This is a genomic window from Acinetobacter calcoaceticus DSM 30006 = CIP 81.8 (assembly GCF_000368965.1).
Lineage (GTDB): Bacteria > Pseudomonadota > Gammaproteobacteria > Pseudomonadales > Moraxellaceae > Acinetobacter > Acinetobacter calcoaceticus.
The window spans coordinates 2,414,450-2,434,910 of the sequence record NZ_KB849780.1 but is presented as its reverse complement, the minus strand read 5'-3'; the positions used below and the strand labels follow the sequence as shown (position 1 = coordinate 2,434,910).

The window sequence follows — 20,461 nt, the reverse complement described above, 5'->3', positions numbered from 1 at the left end:
CACGGTATTAAGCATGACCTGACGAAGGCATGTTTATTCATTAACAGATTGGCAAAATTGAGTCTGAAATAAATTGTTCACTCAATAATGAAGAGAGAGGAAGTAATTCTGATCTTGGAATTAATTGAGAACTAGCAAATTAACTGAATCAAGCGTTTTGGTATATGAATTAGATTGAAGCTGTACAGTGTTTAAATACACAGTACTTCAAACTGTAAGAGATTGATGAGAAATCATTGATCATGTCTTATTACTCCTTGTAGGTAATAACGACTGTTTGGGGTTGTATAGTCAAGTAATTAAGTGCATGTGGTGGATGCCTTGGCAGTCAGAGGCGATGAAAGACGTAATAGCCTGCGATAAGCTCCGGGGAGGCGGCAAATATCCTTTGATCCGGAGATTTCTGAATGGGGGAACCCACCTACTTTAAGGTAGGTATTGCAACATGAATACATAGTGTTGCAAGGCGAACGAGGGGAAGTGAAACATCTCAGTACCCTTAGGAAAAGAAATCAATTGAGATTCCCTTAGTAGCGGCGAGCGAACGGGGATCAGCCCATTAAGTTATGTGTGTTTTAGTGGAACGCTCTGGGAAGTGCGAACGTAGAGGGTGATATTCCCGTACACGAAAGGGCACACATAATGATGACGAGTAGGGCGAGGCACGTGAAACCTTGTCTGAATATGGGGGGACCATCCTCCAAGGCTAAATACTCCTGACTGACCGATAGTGAACCAGTACCGTGAGGGAAAGGCGAAAAGAACCCCTGTGAGGGGAGTGAAATAGATCCTGAAACCGCATGCATACAAGCAGTGGGAGCCGACTTGTTCGGTGACTGCGTACCTTTTGTATAATGGGTCAGCGACTTATATTCAGTAGCGAGGTTAACCGTATAGGGGAGCCGTAGAGAAATCGAGTCTTAATAGGGCGTTTAGTTGCTGGGTATAGACCCGAAACCAGGCGATCTATCCATGAGCAGGTTGAAGGTTGGGTAACACTAACTGGAGGACCGAACCCACTGTCGTTGAAAAGCCAGGGGATGACTTGTGGATAGGGGTGAAAGGCTAATCAAGCCTGGTGATAGCTGGTTCTCCCCGAAAGCTATTTAGGTAGCGCCTCGGACGAATACCATAGGGGGTAGAGCACTGTTTCGGCTAGGGGGTCATCCCGACTTACCAAACCGATGCAAACTCCGAATACCTATGAGTACTATCCGGGAGACAGACTGCGGGTGCTAACGTCCGTAGTCAAGAGGAAAACAATCCAGACCGCCAGCTAAGGCCCCAAAATCATAGTTAAGTGGGAAACGATGTGGGAAGGCATAGACAGCTAGGAGGTTGGCTTAGAAGCAGCCACCCTTTAAAGAAAGCGTAATAGCTCACTAGTCGAGTCGGCCTGCGCGGAAGATGTAACGGGGCTAAAACTATGTGCCGAAGCTGCGGATTTGACTTTTAAGTCAAGTGGTAGGGGAGCGTTCTGTAAGCCGATGAAGGTGTATTGAGAAGTATGCTGGAGGTATCAGAAGTGCGAATGCTGACGTGAGTAACGACAAAACGGGTGAAAAACCCGTTCGCCGAAAGACCAAGGGTTCCAGTCCAACGTTAATCGGGGCTGGGTGAGTCGACCCCTAAGGCGAGGCCGAAAGGCGTAGTCGATGGGAAATTGGTTAATATTCCAATACTTCTGTGTAATGCGATGAGAGGACGGAGAAGGTTAAGTCAGCCTGGCGTTGGTTGTCCAGGTGAAAGGAAGTAGGCATGCATCTTAGGCAAATCCGGGGTGCTCTATGCTGAGATCTGATAGCAAGCTGTACTTGTACAGCGAAGTGGCTGATACCATGCTTCCAGGAAAAGTCTCTAAGCTTCAGTTACACAGGAATCGTACCCTAAACCGACACAGGTGGTCAGGTCGAGTAGACCAAGGCGCTTGAGAGAACTCTGCTGAAGGAACTAGGCAAAATGGTACCGTAACTTCGGGAGAAGGTACGCTGTTGTTGGTGATGGAACTTGCTTCCTGAGCTGATGACAGCCACAGAAACCAGGCCGCTGCAACTGTTTATTAAAAACATAGCACTCTGCAAACACGAAAGTGGACGTATAGGGTGTGATGCCTGCCCGGTGCTGGAAGGTTAATTGATGGGGTTAGCGTAAGCGAAGCTCTTGATCGAAGCCCCAGTAAACGGCGGCCGTAACTATAACGGTCCTAAGGTAGCGAAATTCCTTGTCGGGTAAGTTCCGACCTGCACGAATGGCATAATGATGGCGGCGCTGTCTCCAGCAGAGGCTCAGTGAAATCGAAATCGCTGTGAAGATGCAGTGTACCCGCGGCTAGACGGAAAGACCCCGTGAACCTTTACTGCAGCTTGACATTGAACTTTGACCTTACTTGTGTAGGATAGGTGGGAGGCTTTGAAGTTGGAACGCTAGTTCCAATGGAGCCGTCCTTGAAATACCACCCTGGTAATGTTGAGGTTCTAACTCTGCCCCGTAATCCGGGGCGAGGACCATGTCTGGTGGGTAGTTTGACTGGGGCGGTCTCCTCCTAAAGAGTAACGGAGGAGTACGAAGGTGCGCTCAGCGTGGTCGGAAATCACGCGTAGAGTATAAAGGCAAAAGCGCGCTTAACTGCGAGACCCACAAGTCGAGCAGGTACGAAAGTAGGTCTTAGTGATCCGGTGGTTCTGTATGGAAGGGCCATCGCTCAACGGATAAAAGGTACTCTGGGGATAACAGGCTGATACCGCCCAAGAGTTCATATCGACGGCGGTGTTTGGCACCTCGATGTCGGCTCATCTCATCCTGGGGCTGAAGCAGGTCCCAAGGGTATGGCTGTTCGCCATTTAAAGAGGTACGCGAGCTGGGTTTAGAACGTCGTGAGACAGTTCGGTCCCTATCTACCGTGGGCGCTGGAAATTTGAGAGGATCTGCTCCTAGTACGAGAGGACCAGAGTGGACGAACCTCTGGTGTACCGGTTGTGACGCCAGTCGCATCGCCGGGTAGCTATGTTCGGAAGGGATAACCGCTGAAAGCATCTAAGCGGGAAGCCTACCTCAAGATAAGATTTCCCTAGGACTTTATGTCCTCTAAAGAGCCGTTCGAGACTAGGACGTTGATAGGTTGGATGTGGAAGCATAGTGATATGTGAAGCTAACCAATACTAATTGCTCGTGAGGCTTGACTATACAACACCCAAGCAGTTGTATATAAAGCATCAATCGATTCATTAATATGCAAAGCAACTTGATTTAGTTATACGCTTAGCTAAAATGAACAAAATATAGTAAGACTCAATCAGCCCATCTGTAAAGATTTGGAAAACGCATCGGCAACCAATAAGACCAATGCAAGTATCCATACCAGTTGTGCTGGCGACCATAGCAAGAGTGAACCACCTGATCCCTTCCCGAACTCAGAAGTGAAACCTCTTAGCGCTGATGGTAGTGTGGGGTTTCCCATGTGAGAGTAAGTCATCGCCAGCTCATTATTCAAACACCCTCAACTTAACAGTTGAGGGTGTTTTTTTATGCGCAAATTAAAATACGAAAATAAAGAATCCGAAAATAGTAAGCCTGCGTAAGTAGCAATTAATTAACAAAAATATCTAATCGATAAATAGGGCTATTCTGCAGCAAGATTTTTTAATAAAAAATCTATTTTTCTTCTGAAAATTTCAAACTGATATGTATGATAAATAGAAACTATATGTTATAAATGTTGAATAGGCATGGTTTTTGCTTGTTTTATGGAATCTAAAATATATGAAATTATCTGTTGGGTTGAAAGTTGCGAATTCTCTATCGTTAACACCTCAATTGCAGCAGGCGATTCGTTTGTTACAACTTTCTAGTTTAGAGCTTGAACAAGAAATTCAGATCCAACTAGATAGTAATCCTTTACTTGAAAAAATAGAAGAAGAGTCATTAACGGAAAGTCTGTCTACATTAGAAAGTAAAGACTCAGATGACTTAACAACTGAACTAAATGCAAACCATTTGCCTGATGATTTACCAGTCGATACTGAATGGGATGATATTTATACTCATCAATCGACGGCTTTGGCTACTCCAGAATTTGAAGAGCGAGAGGATAATCGCCAAGTTCAATTATCTTTAAAAGAACATATTCTAGAACAAGTTAATCTTCTACACTTTTCTAAAATAGATCAATTAATTGCTTATTGTATTGTTGATGCATTAGATGATAAAGGATTCTTGGATGCTGAATTAGAGGAAATTATTTTAGCATCACAGCAATTATTGAATGAAATGGATATTGAAGAAGAGATAGAAGAAGATGAAGTTTTGGTTGTTTTAAAGCATATTCAAAGACTTGACCCATTAGGAATCGGTTCACGTAATTTAGCAGAATGTTTAAAAATACAGCTCGAATTTTTATCGAAAGACGTTGAATATTTAAACGAGGCAAAAAGCCTATTGCAATATTACGAACTTTTAATAGCAAATGATCTAAATAAATTACTCAAGCAGACAGGTCTAACAAAAGATCAATTGAAGTTTGCAATCAATCTTTTAAAAACATTAAAACCCTATCCTGGTATGGAATTTGATAAACAAGAATCAGATTATCAAATTCCCGATGTGGTGGTTTCTAAAAAAGATTTACATTGGCAGGTTCAACTAAATCCAGATGTGCTGCCTAAATTAAGAATTAATAGTTTTTACTCAAGTATGATTCGTAGAGCAGATCAAAGTGAAGACAATTTATATTTACGTAATCAGATGCTTGAGGCAAAAAACTTTATTAAAAGCATTGATGAAAGACATAAGACGCTATTAAAAGTAGCATCTTGTATTGTTGAGCATCAAAAAGCTTTTTTGGAGATAGGTGCTGAAGCAATGAAACCGCTGGTTCTCCGAGATGTTGCTGAAGAGGTGGAATTGCATGAATCTACAGTTTCTCGCGTAACCACAAATAAATATATGCTTACTCCACGGGGCCTTTTTGAGTTGAAATATTTTTTCTCTAGCCATGTAGGTACTACTGCGGGAGGTGAGGCTTCTTCTACTGCAATTCGTGCCATGATTAAAAAACTTGTAGCAAGTGAAAATCCATGTAAACCTTTGTCAGATAATGTAATTGCTACATTATTAAAAGATGAGGGAATTGAAGTGGCGCGACGTACCGTCGCAAAATATCGAGAATCGTTACATATTCCTTCATCGTCTGAAAGAAAAGTCTTGATCTAAATTTTGAAGTATGGCTATTCTAGAGATTCATTATGACGAAATAATGAAATTTCATTTTCACCAAGAGGAGTAGCTAAAATGGTTTAATTGTCCCAATTTATCTTTTTGATAACATTAAATCGTTTTAGTTCTTCTTTAGATAACCTAAAAAAGGTGAGGGATAGAATTATGCAAATAACGATTCGTGGACATCATTTAGCAATTACACCAGCTATAGAAGAAAATATTAAATCAAAATTTAATCAATTAACGAAACACCTAGATCAGGTGAACAGTATGCAGATTAAATTAACGAAAGATCATCAAGTTGATAAGCGCTCTCATAAGGGCAGTTCAAATCATGTTGCAGAGGCTATTGTAAGATTGCCGGGGATTGAGTTGTTTGCTCAGGCAACTGCTGATGATATGTATACTTCAATTAAAAAGTTGACTGAAAAATTAAAAAGACAATTATTAAGATATCGAAAAATGCAATGTACTTATTCGCAAGTTACTGTTTCTGTTTAATAAGTTTTTTGAAGTTAAGAGAGGCTTGAAAGATAGCCTCTTTTTTATTGATAAAATATAAACACGTACTGAATTCTTGGAAAAAGTTATAGTAAAATACTCCGTTTTACCCCTTAGGTTGTGTCAGAGGTCTTTGCAATGAATAGTGAACAGCTCACTCAAATTTTAAAAGAAGCTTTCCCTGTAGCGGAAGTGGCGGTGAGCGGACAGGCCGGAAAATTTGACCTCCGTATAGTGGATGATCAATTTGAAGGTAAGCGTACAGTGGCTCGTCAACAGTTAGTTTATGCACCATTAAATACTTATATTGCAAGTGGGGAAGTTCACGCGGTAACAATTCGTGCAATGACCAAAGATGAATGGCGTAAAGCAAGCCTTTTCGGAGCTTAAATATTAATGGATAAATTTTTAATTACGGGTGGTGTTAAGCTCGAAGGTGAAGTGCGCATTTCTGGTGCTAAAAATGCGGCTTTACCCTTACTTGCTGCAACTATTCTTGCAGACTCTCCAATTACAATAACCAATGTTCCAAATCTTAAAGATGTTAATACGTTGGTAAAGCTAATTGGTGGATTAGGGGTAACGATTGGCTATGAAAATGACACAGTAAAAGCAGATACCTCTACTTTAGATAATCAGTTTGCACCTTACGAACTAGTAAAAACAATGCGTGCCTCGATTTTGGTTTTAGGACCATTATTAGCACGTTATGGTAATGCTAAAGTTTCTTTACCAGGTGGTTGTGCGATTGGTTCAAGACCTGTGGATCAGCATTTAAAAGCTTTAGAAGCTTTAGGTGCGCATATTGAAGTTGAAAATGGTTATGTCCATGCTTCAGTTGATGGTCGCTTAAAAGGCGGTGAAGTTGTTTTTGATATGGTGACTGTTGGCGGTACCGAAAACATCTTAATGGCAGCAGCATTGGCAGAAGGTGTTACGACTATTCGTAATGCAGCACGTGAACCTGAAATCACTGACCTTGCTCAAATGTTAATTAAAATGGGCGCCAAGATTGAAGGTCTTGATACAGATACTCTTATTGTAACTGGCGTAGAAAGTTTGCATGGCTGTGAATATGCTGTTGTTGCTGATCGTATTGAAACAGGTTCGTATTTAGCAGCTGCTGCAATTACGGGTGGGCGTATAAAAACAACTCATACAGATCCAGCATTGCTTGAGTCTGTTTTGGATAAGTTTGAAGAAATGGGTGCTGAAGTCACTCGTGGTGATGACTGGATTGAACTTGATATGTTGGGTAAACGTCCTAAAGCTGTAAGTTTTAGAACTTTGCCACATCCAGAATTTCCAACTGATATGCAAGCACAACTAATGGCAGTAAATGTTATTGGCCGTGGATTTGCGACAATCTCTGAAACGATCTTTGAAAATCGTTTTATGCATGTTCCTGAGTTGTCACGAATGGGCGCTAATATTCAGGTGGAAGGTCACGATGCTGTTGTAACCGGAGTTGAAACCTTACAGGCAGCACCTGTTATGGCAACAGATTTACGTGCTTCATTCTCTTTAGTTCTGGCTGCTTTAGTTGCAGAGGGTGATACCTTAATTGATCGTATCTACCATATTGACCGTGGTTATGAACATGTCGAAGAGAAGCTTCAAGGTTTAGGTGCCAAAATTAAGCGAGTAAGTTAATGAATGATGTAAGAAACGATGATCCTAATTTTGATGTGATGGGTAATTTTGATCATGGTTTGACCTTGGCATTAAGTAAAGGGCGTATTTTAAAAGAGACGTTACCTTTATTGGCTACAGCGGGTATTAATTTGCTCGAAGATCCGGAAAAGTCTCGTAAGCTCATTTTCCCTACTACGCATAAACAAGTACGTATTTTGATTTTACGTGCGTCTGATGTACCGACCTATGTGGAAAATGGTGCAGCAGATATAGGTGTAGCAGGTAAAGATGTATTGATGGAGCATGGTGCTCAGCATGTATATGAGTTGCTTGATCTGCAAATTGCTAAATGTAAGTTAATGACTGCTGGTAAAGTAGGCATGGAGCATCCAAAGGGTCGTTTAAAAATTGCCACGAAATATGTCAATCTTACACGTCAGTATTACGCAAGCTTAGGTGAGCAGGTTGATGTTATTAAGCTCTATGGTTCTATGGAGCTGGCACCTTTGGTTGGTTTAGGCGATTACATTGTAGATGTGGTTGATACTGGTAATACTTTAAGAGCGAATGGTCTTGAGCCATTAGAAGAGATTTGCAAAGTATCTTCTCGATTAATTGTAAATAAAGCCAGTTTTAAACGTAAACAAACTTTGTTAAATCCAATCATTTCACAGCTTGAGCAAGCTGTTCAATCGCGTTAAAAGCAATTTCCCATCATGCTTTTGCGATAGTTAAGCCAGATGATGCCCACAAGCGCTTAGAAAAAGAGTAAACTTGCTTTTTCTTTTTCGCCTTGTGGGTAAATTGATGCGACGTTTATCGACTCAAGATCAGAACTTCAAACAGGTTTTTGCTGAGCTTTTAGCATTCGAAACCGTGAACGATCTTAATTTAGTGCAAACAGTAGATCAAATTATTGCTGATGTTCGTCAGCATGGTGATGATCATGTTTTAAAGCTCACTCAACAGTTCGATCGACATCCTGCGCATCAATTTTCAGATTTAGAATTATCTCAAGAACAACTTAAAACTGCTTTTGATAATTTAAGCCCAGAAATTCGTGATGCTCTAGAGTTAGCAGCAAAGCGTGTTCGTACATTTCATGAAGCTCAGAAACAAGATAGCTGGACTTATATAGATGAGTTGGGCAATACACTAGGACAAAAAGTTACGCCTCTAGACCGTGTCGGTATTTATGTGCCTGGTGGTTTGGCCTCTTATCCATCTTCAGTTCTAATGAACGCAGTACCTGCTCATGTTGCGGGTGTACCTGAAATTATTATGGTTGTTCCAGCACCGAATGGTGAGTTAAATCCATTGGTTCTTGCCGCAGCTTATCTTGCGGGAGTTAGCCGCGTATTTACCATTGGTGGGGCACAGGCTGTAGCAGCTTTGGCTTATGGTACACAGACCATTCCACCTGTAGATAAAATTACTGGTCCGGGGAATCGTTTTGTAGCAGCTGCTAAACGTGCTGTATTTGGTCAAGTCGGCATCGATATGATTGCTGGACCTTCTGAAATTTTAGTATATGCAGAAGGTGAGAATAATGCAGATTGGTTAGCTATGGATGTTTTATCCCAAGCTGAACATGACACAGTGGCTCAAGCTATTTTTATTACTCCTGATGAAGCTTTACTCAATGCAGTAGAGTTGGCAATTGAAAAGCATTTAAATGAATTGCCAAAAGCAGATATTGCGCGAACTTCAATTGAAAACCGTGGTGCTTTGGTATTAGTTAAAGACCGTGCAGAAGCAATTCAGTTGATTAATCAGGTTGCACCAGAGCATTTGGAGCTGTGCTTAGATGATGCCGAAGCGATGAGCGAAGATATTCGTCATGCTGGAGCAATTTTCATGGGGCGTTATACACCTGAAGCAATCGGTGACTATTGTGCGGGCCCAAATCATGTATTGCCGACATCTGGAACTGCTCGTTTTTCTTCTCCTTTAGGCGTTTATGATTTCCAAAAACGTTCGAGCTTGATTATGTGTTCGAAAGATGGGGTTAAAACGTTAGCTAAAACAGCCGACATATTAGCTGTCCAAGAGAACTTAGATGCCCACGCACGCTCAGCACGCTATCGTTATCAATAAGCTTATAAACCTTGTAGTTTTTTAATTATTACTCAGGGCTGATTTTCAGCCCTTTTTTGAGATAAGACCATGACTTTATCTACAGCACAAATGCGCTTTTGGAGTCCAGAAGTTCGTGAATTAGAGCCTTATGTTCCTGGTGAACAGCCTAAAATTCAGAATTTATTGAAACTTAATACGAATGAAAACCCATATCCACCATCACCAAAAGTAGTTGAAGCAGTTCAAGCTGTTTTGTCTCAGCAAGCTGATGCATTGCGTTTATATCCAGACCCAGATGCAACAGCTTTAAAACAAGCGATTGCTAAGCAACAGAATATTGAGATTTCTCAGGTTTTTGTGGGTAATGGTTCAGACGAAGTACTTGCTCATATTTTTAAAGCATTTTTCCTTCAAGACGAACCTATTCTTTATCCAGATATTACTTATAGTTTTTATCCAGTTTATAGTCAGTTCTTTGGAACAAAGACTAAAGAAATTCCACTTAATGAGAATTTCGAGATAGAGGCTAAGGACTATATACAACCAAATGGTGGGATTGTTATTACAAACCCTAATGCACCAACCAGTATTGCAATCGGTTTGCCTGATATCGAGCAAATCTTAAAAGCAAATCCAGATCGGGTGGTGGTGATCGATGAGGCTTATGTTGATTTTGGAGCAGAATCCGCAGTTGGTCTTGTAAATCGCTATGAGAATTTGGTTGTTTGTCAAACAACTTCGAAGTCTCGTTCATTAGCTGGTTTGCGCGTTGGTTTTGCAATCGCTCAGCCACATTTAATTGCAGCGCTTGAAGCTGTCAAAAATAGTTTTAACTCATATCCTATTGACCGTTTTGCAATTGCAGCCGCGGTAGCTTCTTTTGAAGATCAAGCTTATTTTGAAGAACAACTTCAGAGAGTTATTTCTAGTCGTGAAAAGCTAGTAGATAACTTAACTGCTTTGGGTTTTAAAGTTTTGCCCTCTAAAGCGAACTTTATTTTTGCTTCACACTTAACTCATGATGCAGGTCAACTCGCGCAGCAATTACGCGAACAAGGTATTATTGTGCGTTATTTCAATAAGCCTCGTATTAATCAATTTTTGCGTATTACAGTGGGTACTGATGAGCAGAATATGCGTTTAGTGCAAACGTTAAAACAAGATATTCTTTAAGTTTTATTCTGCTGTGCTGTTCATCAAGTTCAGCATAGCAGAGATTTTATCAAGGCTTTCTTGATATTCTGCTTCTGCATTTGAGGCAATCGTAATACCACCGCCGGCCCACAAAGAAAGCTGATTCTGATATTGTTGAAAGCTGCGGATAAGTATATTCCAGCGACCCGTTCCATCAAAATTGAAGTAACCTAATGTCCCGCAATAAGCACCTCTTGCTTCTTCTTCTAATTCTTCAATAATTTGCATTGCCCGAATTTTTGGGGCTCCTGTAATTGATCCCCCCGGTAAAGCAGAGAGCAACATTTGCATAGGGTTGATATCATCTTTAAGAGTCGCAACGATCTCACTTACCATGTGATGGACTTGATTAAAACTTTCAATCTCGAATAATTGTGTTGTTTTTACCGACCCAGTATTGGCATAAATGCTCAAATCATTACGTAATAAATCAACAATCATGACATTCTCTGCCTGATCTTTTTGCGAGTTTTTTAAAGTTTGTTTAGAAATAAAATCTTTTTCAATATTCTCATATCGAGGCATGGTTCCCTTAATCGGTCGGGTCTTGATTTGTTTATTTTGATTGAATTCAATGAAGAGCTCAGGGGAACAACTTAATAACTCAAATTGATCTAATTTTAAATAACCTGCATATGGTGCATTAGTAAGATTCCATAAATCTTCAGCTTTATTTAATAAAGATCCTTTAAAATCAGCTTTAAATTCTTGGGTTAAATTAATTTGATAACAATCTCCAGCTTTAATATATTCTTGTATTTTATTAAAAGCCTCAAAATATTGTTCTTTAGACCATCTTGGTTGAATAGCATTCTTTAATTCAAATGTATTTTTAGAATTATTGACAATAGTAGTCTCTAATTCTTTTTCAATATATGTGACGAGATCAAGAGCATTTTCTTCATCGCTAAAAAAATACCAGTCATTATCTATATATTTTAAAAAAGAACGATATTGGCCTAAGAATAAAGATGGCTGTATATGATTCTGACCGTTAATAAATTGATGTGCAGCAAAATCATAACTAATAAAACCAATATAGCCACCGTTAAAACTTGTTATCGATTCACTATCTTTATTTTCTTTTAAATTATTTTCTTTAAGTTGAATAAAATCTAATAACTGATTCGATTTTGATATATTTTTATATTCATTAAAATTTTGACGCTGAAAAATTAAATTATTTTTATTTTGAATAAGAATGTATTGTTGAGGAAGAAAACCAATAATAGGATTGTTATTGTCATTTAAATAAATGAGCCCAGTTAATCCTTGCAAATTTTTTAAAATCTCGGCAGCATTTTTACCATGTAATGAGATTTTTTTCTTTAACTGAGACATTTTAAATAAGAGAATAGTTAATGAGGGAAATATTAGTTTACTACAACTTGTGGATCGTCAGGGAGAAGACTTATGAAGGAGGTACTTTTCGCTGATAAAATAGTCGAATTTTAGTGTGGGATTGGAGTTGTATTTGGAAGCTAAAAGCGGAATAAATTGGGTGTACCGTTTGTCGGGTAGTTGGCAAAAAATGCACAACACTAGTTGAACAAAAAGTAACGTAGATGTAATTTAGTAATTGCTAAGCAAAACTACTCAAGGATTGGAAGTTTCGGTTGCTATATAAAGAAAAATGCAACTTGAGACAATGAGAGTGGTTAAAGTCAAAAAATAAATGCTCTTGGGAGAGTGCTCAATGAAAATGTTCACTAAACTTGCTTTAGTTTCTTCTTTAGCTATCAGCGCAAATGCAATGGCAATGCAGTCAATGGACGATGCTGCGCTTAGTGCTGCTACAGGTCAAGATGGTATTAACATCGGTATCGCTTTAGGTTCTGGCGGTGTTTCTATCGATAAATTATATCTACACGATAATGATGGTTTGGCAACGTCAACAGGTATTACTGGTGCATCAGGTACTGGTGGTGCAATTGCAATCAGCGGTGTTACTCTTACTCAAACAGGTACAGGTAACCTTTTAGATTTAGCAATTGATACGAATGGTGCTTCGGGCTCAAATGGTGCTTTCTTAAACGTTGCTGCAACAGTAGGTGCCGTTGATATTCATGTTGGTTCAATTGGTGTTGGTACTTCGGGTACTTTAAACCAGACAACTGCTGTACGTGGTATTACAGAAACAGCTCCAACTGAAATTATCTCTGGTTTAGATTTATCTTTAGGTCAGATTTCAGCGAATGTTCAGTTAGGTGCTACTCCACAAGGTGCAATGATCAAAGTAAATTCAAGTTTACAAGGTGGTTTAACACTATCTAACTTTGGTATTAATGATGCTGCTGGCGGCGGTAAAATTGTCCTAGATAAAGTAATGGTACGTGGTGCTGGTAATACTACTGGTGATTTAGACGTGAATGCGAATATTTCAGTTGTACCAACTGGCTTAAAAATCCAAAATAATAGTACTCAAGGCATGAATGTGTATGCGCAAGGGATTCACCTGGGTGCGGCTGCTAATGCTTCAATTGGTGATTTAGAAATTCAAGGTTTAAATGTAGGTACTTCTACAATTACAATTTCTGGCCACTAATTTAAAAAGTTCAAAATTAAAAAAAGCGCGTTTAATACGCGCTTTTTTTATTGGGGTTTTAATGAAATTTTTCATAAGAATTAATAATATTATTATATGTGTACTAGATATATTAAAAGTATTGATAATTAAGAATGAGAGTTAATTAACACTTTAATTAAAGTAGAACTATACATTCATCAAAAAGATTAAAAAAAAGCTGTTTTTTACAGAAAAAAAAGGTATCTTCAACACACAGGGATGTAGAGCTATTGCTCTAAGAATAAAATGAATAAGGCCGGTTAGGCCACAATTTAGACCAAGTGCTTATGTTAGAGATAGTTTTAGGCTCAGCATTGATGTATTACTTTGCGACAGAAGCCTTCGAAATAGAAAAAAAGCCACCGGGAACTGTTTATTATACAGAGACTGCCGATTCCCGTAATTTATCATTTCATCGAAATCATATTGAACCAGTCAAGATCAAACCTGCTGTAGAAGACCAATTCCGTGGAATTGTTCGGCAAGCATATGACTATAGCTGTGGTTCGGCTGCGCTTACCACTTTGTTAAATGGGTATGTCGGAACCAGTTTGACTGAGCAACAGACTATGAGCGGTTTGCTACAGTATGGCGAATATCAACGCATTATTGAACGCCGCAGCTTCTCACTACTTGATATGAAACGCTTTGTCACAGCAATCGGTTTAGATAGCGGTGGTTATCGTGGTGAGTTCTCCGATTTAGTTAAGCTTGGACAACCTGCAATTGTTCCAATTTCTTATGCTGGTTTTAAACATTTTGTCGTATATAAAGCTTATAAAGATGGGCGAGTCTATGTGGCTGATCCTGCATTAGGCAATATCAGCTTTGATGAAAATCGTTTTAAAGAAATTTGGGATAATAATACTTTATTTGTTATTTCAGTCCCTGAATCTCAGCGTAAAGATCTATTGGCTTTAAAAGATGCAGATATGCGTCATGTAGAGGATGCAACAGTCAACAGATATGCTTTTGTTGATGTGCAATATCCGACATTTAATTATGATCGGTTAGCAAATAAAGCCTCAACCATGAGACGCGTGTTAGATAACGATAATCACTCTGCGACCTATGGACTACCAATAGAAACCTATATGCGTCTTTATTACAAACGTAAATAGTCAAATTTTAATTTAGTAAAATAAATAAATTGGGTGGGAAAAACATGAATAATCGATGGATCAAGATGAGTGTATTGGCCTTAAGTATGAGTGCCATTACAGGGACAATCTATGCAGAGGATCAAGTACAGCAAGGACAAGTAGACGGATCGAGCCAAGATGTAAATGCAGCTAGCACAGAAAGTTCTTCTGTAGATACAACAAACTCGAATACAGCTATAGCAGGAAGCACAGTACAGCCGTCTGATACACCTGTAACTGATAATAGTACGGTACCCGCCAATGATGGTGGCGCGCATCAAGCGGCAACTGCATTACAGAAAAAAGAAGGTGATGCAAGCCAAGAGACGAATTTACAAGAAGTATTTACTTCAAATGAGCGGCAATATTCGTTAATTAAAAAAGGGGGCATCTCATCTTATTATGACCTTGATTACACTTATTACCGTGATACACGAATTGATTTAGCATTATCAGATAATTCATCTCAACTTAACCGTTTACGTGTCGAAGAAGATGCTAACCATACTTTGACAAATAGTTTTACGGTCCAGTATGGGGTTTTGGATAACTTAACTTTATCAGCAACTCTTCCTTTTGTTGCAAAGTCTGAAATTATTCGTGATACCACAACTGCTGGATTGGGGGATATTTCTCTTGGCGCTCGCTGGGAACCCTTTCCATTAAAACAAGGTCGGTTACCCTTGGTGCTTTTTGGTAGTTTATCGTCTAAGACAGGTGATAGCCCATATGAAATTGGTTTAGATGAACTTTCAACAGGTAAAGGTTACTACTCAGCTGGTGTGGGCGCGAGTACTCGTAAATATATTGATCCCGTTGTTTTATTTGCTTCAGCCTCTGCCAATTATGGTTTTAAAGAAAGTGGATTAAATCAAGCCCGTGGTACACGTACATTAACCTCATTTGACCCTGGAATTAGTGGCGGTTTTTCTTTCGGTTTTGCTTATTCATTTAACTACGATGTATCTCTAACCATGTCGTATCAGCAAAGCTTTAATATGAATGCTGAATTCCAGTTTGATAATGGCGACTCATATACGTCTCCAGATCAAAGTAGTGCGATGCTCTCTTTTGCTCTTGGTGTCCGTGTTTCACCTGAAACGATTGTTAATGGCACGGTAGGTATTGGTTTAACAGAAGATGCGCCAGATATTTCACTTGGTTTGTCATTCCCGCTAGATATTTTAGGTTTTAACAAAAAACAAAAATAAGGAGATAGGCAGGTGAAATATCCTAAATTATGTCCTTTAACGGCGGCAATTGTTATTTCCGGTTTTTCTAGCTTTGCCAATGCTCAATTAGGACAAAACCTAGCTGTTGATATTCGTTCACTATCGATGGGGAATGCTGTAACGGCAGATCCTCCAGGGATTAGTGCAGTTCATTTTAACCCAGCAGCACTAGCGAAAATTGATGGGTTACAAACAGATGTACAAGGTATTCTTGCAAACTTTGATATTCAGCGTGAGTTCTCAGCTCCTCCTGGGTACAACATTTTTGGTTATTCAGACGATCCACTAGTTTGTAATGATGGACCAGAAGTTTCTGCCAACATTTGTACAGATTTTAAAGGTTCTGTACATGGTGATGTCGAGTATGCAAGCTTATATGTACCAATTCTTAAAAAAATGGTTGACTTGGGAGCAGGCTACCCACTCGTTGCTCCTACAGCAGGTATAGCTTATAAACCACCAGGTTCAAAAGTAACCTATGCAACGGCAATGTATGCGCCTTTGGTAGCGGGTTTTGGAGCAGAAAATGGCAATCCCGGTAATTATATGGGACAACAGGTTGCAGTAGAGCGTATTACATATCTATCCCCATCTTTTGGTTATCAAGTAAATGATCATTTATCAATTGGTGCTTCGATTGGTATGTCGTATAACGCGATTGCTTTAAATACCGATTTACGTTTTCCTAATGAAATGATTGGTGTATTGCGTATGGTTGATGATGTGGTATGTGCACCATTCAAAGACAATAACGATATGATTACTGATCTGCTGTTATTGGGAATTTGTAATACGAAAGAAGGAATGAATCCATTTAATAAAATGGGTTCATTACAAGTTTCATTAGAACAATCATTAAGCCCTAGTTATAACTTGGGATTGCTTTGGGAGCCAACAGATGATTTTGGCTTTGGTATGGTATATCAAAGTGCTGCCAAGATGCGTCTTAAAGGCAAATACATGATTAATAATGCCAAAGCTCCCCAAGAGTTGGTTCAGGGATTAAACTCATCGGCAACTGGGCAAATTTTAGCTGCAATTCTTGGACTACCTGGATATGTTCCTGATACTGAGTCAGGTTTAGTCGCGATGGATTTAGAGTATCCTGCACATTTTCAGGCGGGTATTAAATATAAAATATTTCCAGATTTACAATTAAACTTTGATGTTGGATGGACGGATTATTCTGCTTGGGATAAGTTTAAATTTGAATTTGATAGACAGATTACATTATTAAAGATTGCCAAACTTTTATCGAATGATGTGACTGATAACTCTTTAGCATTGCCATTAAAGTTTACTTCACCATGGAGTTGGGGTATTGGTTTAGAGTATTCAGCAACTGATCGTTTGAAACTACGAGCAGGTTATGAACCGCGCGCTAGTGCTATTCCTAATGATAAACGTAATACCATGGTTCCGATCAATAATGCGCAATTATTCGGTTTGGGAGTAGGCTATCGTTTTGATACTGATACAGACTTAGATCTTTCTGTCGGTTTCTTACGTAGTCGTGACAATATTCCAGCTTGTAGTAGTACTTTATCGAATAAGTGTGGTGTCGATAATATTTTATTAAACCCTTATTCAGGTTTAGATGTAAAAACGAATACAAAAGTCACAGTACTTGGTTTGAGTTATAGAACAAAATGGTAAAACAGTATAAAAGGATGTTTAGCCCTAATTTCGCTATCTTAACCTTATGTGTTGCGATAGCGAATGTTTCTGTTTCTTATGCAGACGGATTCTATACGATTATAGGTCCCGATGGCCGTCCTATGATTGTGCCTAGTAAAAGAGTTGACCAGAAAAAACAAACCTCCTCTAAAATAGAAGAAACACAGCACCAAAATCCAACAACTAATATGATAGTTGTTCCCGCTCAAAAAGTGTTTAAAGAGGAAGCACGCAATACAGATTCACCAAAAAGAGTAGAGCAACAGCCACAAAAAAAATTAAATTCTGCACCGACTGCACCGACTGCACCGACTGCACCGACTGCACCACAAAAAGCTCAGAAAAATACTGGCGAAGCTACGGTCGCTGTTAGCGAATTAAAAACATCTGCGGAGAAAACTAAATCTCTCGAAAATGAAAAGGTTCAATCAGTCTCTAATGAGGAGTGGAAGAAAAAGCTTATTTTAGTTCCGCCGCCAATAAAAAGCATATCACAGGCAGCCCCATCAGCTGTCTCTTCACAGGATAAGTCTAAATTTACAACGATTGATAATATAGAATATGTAAATAATGAGTATCTTGAAGATCAAGAATTTAATCTTGAAGGTAAAAAGCGTTTTTATCTTATGCCTGATGGCTTAGGACGAACTGAGTCAGTAGAGCGTAAAAAAGGTGTGAGTCGATCAACTTTAGATCAGCTTTTTAATCGGCAGACTAAAGATGACGAATCTACTGTTGTATTGGCCCCAACATATATGCGGTTATCTTCGCAAGAGTTAGAAGCAGCTTTTGAACAAGACAAATGTTTTATTAAAGGTTATAACAAAGCAATTAAGACGCTTAGCATAAATAAAGAAGTAAGTTTATGGCCTCGTAAGCCATTGAAAGAAAAATTTGAATATGAAGTAGTACAGCTAAATCCTTCTGTTCAGCATTTAAAACTTATGTCATTTGCTGCTAGTAATGAGAAGCCTCTATATTACTGGCCTTTAGTTATCTTTTTAGATAATAAAGGTTGTATGTTAGAAGGAGTTAGTGGCTTTAAGAGTAAATCTTATCCTTCAACGATGTTACAACATTCATCAATTCAAGGCGTTTTGAAAGTACCACCTTCAGCACATTACATGATGATGACGCCTTTATCTTCTGCGGTAGATGTTGCAGAAAAAGAGTTAACAAATCAGGGACAAATTCAAATTTCCGTATTACGTTAAAAATAAGTAGGGTATCTAATGAATAAAAAAGTTTTATGGCCTTTTGCACTAACTACATTAGCGATTATGCTAAATGGTTGTGGTGGCGGTAGTTCCAATATTAGCGAAGATCCGAATTCTGGTACTAATAACGGAAATTTATCTTCAGGCAGTTGTACACCAACAACGAGTGACACGGGTGCAGAAGATACAACTTGTTTGCAATTCGCTTTAGATTACCCAATAGCTGGTATTAATTTCGATTGTAGTTCGGCAACAAATTTTCATTATGCGACTAAACTTTCAGGAAATGCGGTAATTGGGTCGTGCAAAGTAGGAGATACAGCACGTTTTTATGTTCAGAGTAAAGATAATAAAAAGGTTTTCTTAGGAAACGTTAATCTGGATACGATTGGGAAGTTTACTGCCGTGAATGGTAGGACTAAAGTGATCAATCCGATATATCTAAGAGTGCTGGATTTAGCAAGTGGTGTTACAGGTAAAACTCCAGCAACATTAGATAAAAATGATGAAACAGTTAAAGTAGCGATTGCTTTAATAAAAATCTTTCAAAGTATTGGTGTGGAAAATGGTGATAACCTGATTGGGGATATACAACCCACCCAACTTACAGATACAAAGAAAGATCAGCTTACTAAAATTTCTCAGAGCATAACAGCTACAGAATTAAAAAATGGTGCGTATGCGAATATTTTAAAACCTTGGTTAGATGTAGGACAAATCTCTGATGATGAAGCTTATAAGTTAGTTGTACAAACAACGAACTTAAGTAATGCTGGCATTTTTGAGTCATTCAATTTATTTACTAGTTCAAGTCCCATATTTCAAAACTATCAAGTCTTTTATGGGTGTAATAGAGCTATACAAGAAGAATGTTTTAATAACACAATTAACTTAAGACATTCAGCAGATGAGTTTTATTTATTATCAGACCGACAAGGTTATACATTAGGATATGGTTTGCAGTGGAAGGGTAATGCTATTGTAATAAACAATAAAGTACAAAACCCTTATTTGTTAACCTCAAAAGTTAAACCAGCTAGATTAAATGCAAATGCACAGAATGGTTGGTTAAATCCTATTAGCCGTGAGATTCAGCCAACTACTCCACTTCGTTTAAGCGCCTCTGATAATCCGAATGAAGATTTACAGATTTATCAAGGTAAATTCTTTAATGATTATGGAGTGGCAGGGACAGAACCATTCTATAAATACTTAACAAAACTCAGTACAGGTAATCCGCAACATTATGGCCTCTGGCGTCAAAATGTTGATGGTGATAGCTACAATGGGATATTGAGTATTGTTAAAAGCAGTCCTATTAGTTATCTAGAGAGAAGGGTTTTCAAAACTTCTGGTAACGTAAAGGTGGGAGAGAATTATATTTTTCCTCTTTATGCGACTCTGACATTTAATTTTTCAGATAAGACGATTCAACCTGTAAATTTAGGTATTGTTATTGATGAACATGGGGATATTCGTACTGATATCAAACCTAATTCAACAACAAATGATATGTCAGGCCAATGTGCGACTGTGTCTGAAAATAGTTTAGTGGATAGTAATGGCGTACAACAATATCGAATTGGTACTACAGCGGCGACAGTTGATGATCCTTCAAATAGCCAACAGTCTGTTTACGTTCGTATGATTTTATCTAATCCAAAATTTGAGAATATTGATGGTGCGATGGTTGGGGTAACTTTTGTAGGCGTTTCTCCGGGGCCTGCGAAATTGAATCTATTTAATTTATTGGCAAATAAGGTAGATAGTACGAGCATTGATTTCGATACTAATACTGCTTGGTTTAATCAACATGCGGCAGCTCAAGAAAGCTATAATACGCTTAAGGATGTGCCTGCTCCAACCGCTGCGGATAAAGCTTTGGCTCAACGTAAATTTGGTACAGTAACAATCAAATTGGCGAATCAATCTATTCCAGCTTGTAAAGCAATTAAAACTAAGTCTTAACATATTAAACAAATAAAAAAGACCGCCTAGCGGTCT

Annotated in this window: 14 protein-coding genes and 2 rRNA genes; 15 read left to right on the top strand and 1 reads right to left on the bottom strand. The window is 38.7% G+C overall.

Going from position 1 to position 20,461, the window contains the following annotated elements:
* The first annotated feature begins 289 nt into the window (after positions 1–289).
* From F936_RS16385 to hisC, 9 genes are all read left to right on the top strand, one after another.
* A 23S ribosomal RNA gene (locus F936_RS16385) occupies positions 290–3,183 on the top strand.
* A 182-nt stretch (positions 3,184–3,365) separates the two neighbouring features.
* A 5S ribosomal RNA gene (gene rrf, locus F936_RS16380) occupies positions 3,366–3,480 on the top strand.
* A 279-nt stretch (positions 3,481–3,759) separates the two neighbouring features.
* A complete protein-coding gene (locus tag F936_RS16375) occupies positions 3,760–5,208 on the top strand; it encodes an RNA polymerase factor sigma-54 (protein ID WP_016802280.1) in 1,449 nt (482 codons plus the stop codon).
* Positions 5,209–5,376: 168 nt separating this feature from the next.
* Entirely contained in the window at positions 5,377–5,715 is a 339-nt protein-coding gene (gene hpf, locus F936_RS16370; protein ID WP_005049016.1) for a ribosome hibernation-promoting factor, HPF/YfiA family, read from the top strand.
* Positions 5,716–5,853: 138 nt separating this feature from the next.
* Complete coding sequence (ibaG, locus tag F936_RS16365) at positions 5,854–6,105, top strand: BolA family iron metabolism protein IbaG (protein WP_004794487.1); 252 nt, start codon at positions 5,854–5,856, stop codon at positions 6,103–6,105.
* Positions 6,106–6,111: 6 nt separating this feature from the next.
* Complete coding sequence (murA, locus tag F936_RS16360) at positions 6,112–7,368, top strand: UDP-N-acetylglucosamine 1-carboxyvinyltransferase (protein ID WP_005049013.1); 1,257 nt, start codon at positions 6,112–6,114, stop codon at positions 7,366–7,368.
* A complete protein-coding gene (gene hisG, locus F936_RS16355; RefSeq protein ID WP_003655841.1) occupies positions 7,368–8,051 on the top strand; it encodes an ATP phosphoribosyltransferase in 684 nt (227 codons plus the stop codon). The genes murA and hisG overlap by 1 nt, the downstream gene beginning before the upstream one ends.
* A 106-nt stretch (positions 8,052–8,157) precedes the next feature.
* On the top strand, positions 8,158–9,447 hold the full coding sequence (gene hisD / locus F936_RS16350) for a histidinol dehydrogenase (RefSeq protein ID WP_017389985.1): 1,290 nt from the start codon (positions 8,158–8,160) through the stop codon (positions 9,445–9,447).
* Positions 9,448–9,516: 69 nt separating this feature from the next.
* Positions 9,517–10,602, top strand: a complete 1,086-nt coding sequence (gene hisC, locus F936_RS16345) for a histidinol-phosphate transaminase (RefSeq protein ID WP_005049009.1) — start codon at positions 9,517–9,519, stop codon at positions 10,600–10,602.
* Positions 10,603–10,605: 3 nt separating this feature from the next.
* Here hisC and F936_RS16340 read toward each other — a convergent pair whose 3' ends face one another.
* Positions 10,606–11,964: an anthranilate synthase component I family protein gene (locus F936_RS16340; protein ID WP_005049008.1), complete on the bottom strand. Its 1,359-nt coding sequence runs from the start codon at positions 11,962–11,964 to the stop codon at positions 10,606–10,608.
* A 355-nt stretch (positions 11,965–12,319) separates the two neighbouring features.
* Between F936_RS16340 and filA the strand changes: the two genes are divergently transcribed.
* From filA to filF, 6 genes are all read left to right on the top strand, one after another.
* Complete coding sequence (gene filA, locus F936_RS16335; protein ID WP_005049007.1) at positions 12,320–13,168, top strand: putative pilus system protein FilA; 849 nt, start codon at positions 12,320–12,322, stop codon at positions 13,166–13,168.
* Positions 13,169–13,476: 308 nt separating this feature from the next.
* Entirely contained in the window at positions 13,477–14,310 is an 834-nt protein-coding gene (filB, locus tag F936_RS16330; protein ID WP_016802052.1) for a putative pilus system C39 family peptidase FilB, read from the top strand.
* 44 nt (positions 14,311–14,354) lie between these two features.
* Complete coding sequence (gene filC, locus F936_RS16325) at positions 14,355–15,542, top strand: putative pilus system protein FilC (RefSeq protein ID WP_005049005.1); 1,188 nt, start codon at positions 14,355–14,357, stop codon at positions 15,540–15,542.
* A 12-nt stretch (positions 15,543–15,554) separates the two neighbouring features.
* Positions 15,555–17,219, top strand: a complete 1,665-nt coding sequence (filD, locus tag F936_RS16320; RefSeq protein WP_005049004.1) for a putative pilus system OmpP1/FadL family transporter FilD — start codon at positions 15,555–15,557, stop codon at positions 17,217–17,219.
* Positions 17,213–18,454 (top strand): putative pilus assembly protein FilE, encoded by a 1,242-nt coding sequence (gene filE / locus F936_RS16315; protein ID WP_005049003.1) that lies wholly within the window; start codon positions 17,213–17,215, stop codon positions 18,452–18,454. The genes filD and filE overlap by 7 nt, the downstream gene beginning before the upstream one ends.
* Before the next feature lie 18 nt (positions 18,455–18,472).
* On the top strand, positions 18,473–20,425 hold the full coding sequence (gene filF, locus F936_RS16310) for a putative pilus system protein FilF (RefSeq protein ID WP_005049000.1): 1,953 nt from the start codon (positions 18,473–18,475) through the stop codon (positions 20,423–20,425).
* The last annotated feature ends 36 nt before the right edge of the window (positions 20,426–20,461 follow it).